The organism is Piscicoccus intestinalis NBRC 104926, assembly GCF_001515525.1.
In the GTDB taxonomy this organism is placed as follows: Bacteria; Actinomycetota; Actinomycetes; order Actinomycetales; family Dermatophilaceae; genus Kineosphaera; species Kineosphaera intestinalis.
This window is the reverse complement of sequence record NZ_BCNQ01000247.1, coordinates 1-3,041: the sequence shown is the minus strand read 5'-3', so window position 1 is coordinate 3,041 and position 3,041 is coordinate 1. Positions and strand designations below refer to the sequence as shown.

Sequence of the window (3,041 nt, the reverse complement as noted above, 5' to 3'; positions counted from 1 at the left end):
GCCTGGCCGGAACGGCGGCGGAAATGTCACTGTGCGAGAGGGATTCGCCGTCGGACCCGCGCTCTGGTGAGATCGGGCAGGAGGCCATGACCCGATGATGACCGATGTGTGCAGCCATCCGGTTCAGGCGCCGCCCGGTGCGTTGCCGGTGCGTCGCCGGTACGCGGCCGCGCAGCTTCCCGGCGCGCCCGGCCAGAGCGACGACGGGCGCGGCTCGGCGGGGCGCCCGGCTCCCGCACGCTGGCGGCGCCGGGTGAGCCTCTGGTTACAGTGGTCGCCGAGTCCACCCGGGCTTGCGCCGCACGCGTGCGGCGCACAACGACAGACGGCAGATGAATACGGCGGCCGCAGAGGGCGTCGACAGGAGGCAGGTCGATGAGCGAGCGGACGCTCCAGCAGCAGGTGCTGCAGGAGGCGCAGGAGGCGGTGGCGCCGCTGCGCCTCGTGGTGGACGACCTCGTCGTCCAACGCGCCGGCAAGCGTCGGCTGGTGCGCATCGCCGTCGACGACGACCTGTCGTCCCTCGACCCGGGCGACGAGACCACCCCGGTGGAGCCGGTGGCGCTCGACACCGTCGCCGACGCGACCCGGCTCATCGACGCCTCCCTGGAGTCCTCGGACGCGATGGGTCCGGCGCCGTACGTGCTGGAGGTGACCTCGCCGGGGCTGTCGCGCCCGCTGACGCAACCGCGGCACTTCCGGCGCAACGTCGGTCGCCTCGTCACCGCGCAGCTGCGCGACGGCGGTGAGGTCACCGGGCGCATCGCCGCCGCCGGAGCCGACGGCGTGCGGCTCAGCGGCGCGACGGGTTCCGGGCCGACGGGGCCCGCCGGGCACACCGGCTCCGGGAACGATCCGGGCGAGCAGTTCGTCGAGTACGCCGCGCTGAGCCGGGCCCAGGTGCAGGTGGAGTTCAACCGGCCGGGCGCCCCCGAGAACGACGACCTCGACGCCGACACCGATCCGCACAGCGAAGAGCAGGAGGACTGATGGACATCGACCTGGCCGCGCTGCGCGCCCTCGAACGCGAGCGCGACGTGCCGCTCGACGTCATCGTGCCCGCGATCGAGCAGGCTCTGCTGCTGGCCTATCAGCGCACCGATGGCTCCTACCGGCACTCCCGCGTGGAGCTCGACCGCAAGACCGGGCACGTCACCGTGTGGGCCCGCGAAGACCCGCAGGTCGCCGACGACGGCACCCGCGGCGAACCCGGTCCGGAATTCGACGACACCCCAGAGGGTTTCGGTCGGGTGGCGGCCTCGACCGCGCGGCAGGTGATCCTGCAGCGGCTGCGGGACATCGAGGACGACGCGATCCTCGGCGACTTCAAGGGCCGCGAGGGCGACATCGTCACCGGCGTCATCCAACAGAGCCAGGGCCGCGGTGTGCTCGTCGACTTCGGCACCGTCGAGGGCCTGCTGCCCACCTCCGAGCAGGTGCCGGGCGAGCGGTACGCCCACGGCGAGCGGCTGCGCTGCTACGTCGTGTCGGTCAAGCGCGGCCCGTCCGGCCCGCAGATCGGGCTCTCGCGCACGCACCCCAACCTCGTGCGCAAGCTGTTCGCCCTCGAGGTGCCCGAGATCGCCGACGGCACCGTCGAGATCGCCGCGCTTGCCAGGGAGGCGGGCCACCGCACGAAGATCGCCGTGCACTCCACCCTCAAGGACGTCAACGCCAAGGGCGCCTGCATCGGACCGATGGGGCAGCGGGTGCGCGCCGTCATGGCGGAGCTGCGCGGCGAGAAGATCGACATCGTCGACTACTCCAGCGACCCCGCGAGCTTCGTCGCCGCGGCCCTGTCGCCCGCGCGGGTCTCCTCGGTCGAGGTGGTCGACGCGGCGGCCCGCGCCGCGCGGGTCATCGTGCCGGACTACCAGCTGTCCCTGGCCATCGGCAAGGAGGGGCAGAACGCCCGGCTCGCCGCCAAGCTCACCGGTTGGCGCATCGACATCCGCCCCGACACCGATGCCGCGGGTGCCGGGGATGCTGCGGGTGCTGCGGGTGCCGGTGGTGCTGCGGGTGCCGGGGCCGGTGCGCGGGGCACGGCCGCGGGTGGAGCCGGGGCCGCGCGCGGTTCCGCTGGTCAGCAAGCGCGCCCGCCGCGCACCGGTCGTCCCGGTGATGCGACAGCGGGTGGCACGCATCGGTGACGAGCGCGCTAGAATGGTGGCGACCGTTCGGTCACGGTGAGTGCTGCCCGCGCTCGCGCCTCCCTGGTTCGACGACGTGAACCCCCCGATCCCGCGGGGTTCCTCGACGCCCCCGGTGCGCACGTGTGTGGGCTGTCGCCGCCGTGACGAGCGATCGGCTCTGTTGCGTGTGGTGCTCGCCGCGGCGCAGGCCGACACCACCTCCGCCGCGCGCGGAGACGGTGCGGCCCCGCTCCGGGTGACACCCGATCCCCGGAGCCGGCTCGCCGGCCGTGGCGCCTGGCTCCACCCGAGTCAGGAGTGCTTCGACCAGGCGGTTCGGCGTCGGGCGTTCGCCCGGGCGCTGCGGGTTTCCGCGGCGCTCGACGTGAGCCCGATCCGGGAGTACCTGGCCGCCTCACCGCAGGCGTGACCGGCGATCGAGACGCACCGACCGAGCACACCGCCGCGACCAGACGGGCCGCGTCGGGCAACACGACCGAAAGCAGGTTTGACGCTGATGAGCATCCGATGAGTACTCGGCAATGAGCATCACCCAGCACTGAACACGGTCCGTTCTGCCCAGCACTGCAGTGAGCAGGTCGACTTCGCAGCCCGGACCGTAGACGAGGAGAGAAGTGGCTAAGGTCCGGGTCTACGAGCTCGCGAAGGAGCTCGGAATCGAGAGCAAGACCCTGCTCAACCATCTGAAGAACCAAGGGGAATTCGTCCGCTCGGCCAGCTCGACGATCGAGCCGCCGGTGGTCCGCAAGATCCGCGAGAGCTTCCCCGCCGAACTTGCCGGCAAGTCCGCCGGCGCGGACGCCACGCCCGCTCCGCCGCGTGCGCGCGGCGCCAAACCGTCCGCACCCGGGCGTCCCACGCCCGGTCCGTCACCGGCCCGCGGCGGTC

Annotated in this window: 4 protein-coding genes; all 4 read left to right on the top strand. The window is 72.8% G+C overall.

Going from position 1 to position 3,041, the window contains the following annotated elements:
- The first annotated feature begins 375 nt into the window (after positions 1-375).
- Positions 376-990, top strand: a complete 615-nt coding sequence (gene rimP, locus PINTE_RS20800) for a ribosome maturation factor RimP (RefSeq protein ID WP_068434412.1) — start codon at positions 376-378, stop codon at positions 988-990.
- Positions 990-2,150 carry a transcription termination factor NusA gene (gene nusA / locus PINTE_RS20795; protein WP_169798591.1) on the top strand — a complete coding sequence of 387 codons (1,161 nt, stop codon included), beginning with the start codon at positions 990-992 and terminating at the stop codon, positions 2,148-2,150. The genes rimP and nusA overlap by 1 nt, the downstream gene beginning before the upstream one ends.
- A 169-nt stretch (positions 2,151-2,319) precedes the next feature.
- Complete coding sequence (locus PINTE_RS20790; protein WP_245643091.1) at positions 2,320-2,562, top strand: YlxR family protein; 243 nt, start codon at positions 2,320-2,322, stop codon at positions 2,560-2,562.
- A gap of 205 nt (positions 2,563-2,767) precedes the next feature.
- The coding region (locus PINTE_RS24680) for a translation initiation factor IF-2 N-terminal domain-containing protein (RefSeq protein ID WP_245643090.1) at positions 2,768-3,041 on the top strand (274 nt) is incomplete at its 3' end.

What these genes read in the sequence shown, in the direction of transcription:
- nusA (WP_169798591.1), top strand. Translation starts at nt 990, where the DNA reads ATGGACATCGACCTGGCCGCGCTGCGCGCCCTCGAACGCGAGCGCGAC.
- rimP (WP_068434412.1), top strand. Translation starts at nt 376, where the DNA reads ATGAGCGAGCGGACGCTCCAGCAGCAGGTGCTGCAGGAGGCGCAGGAG.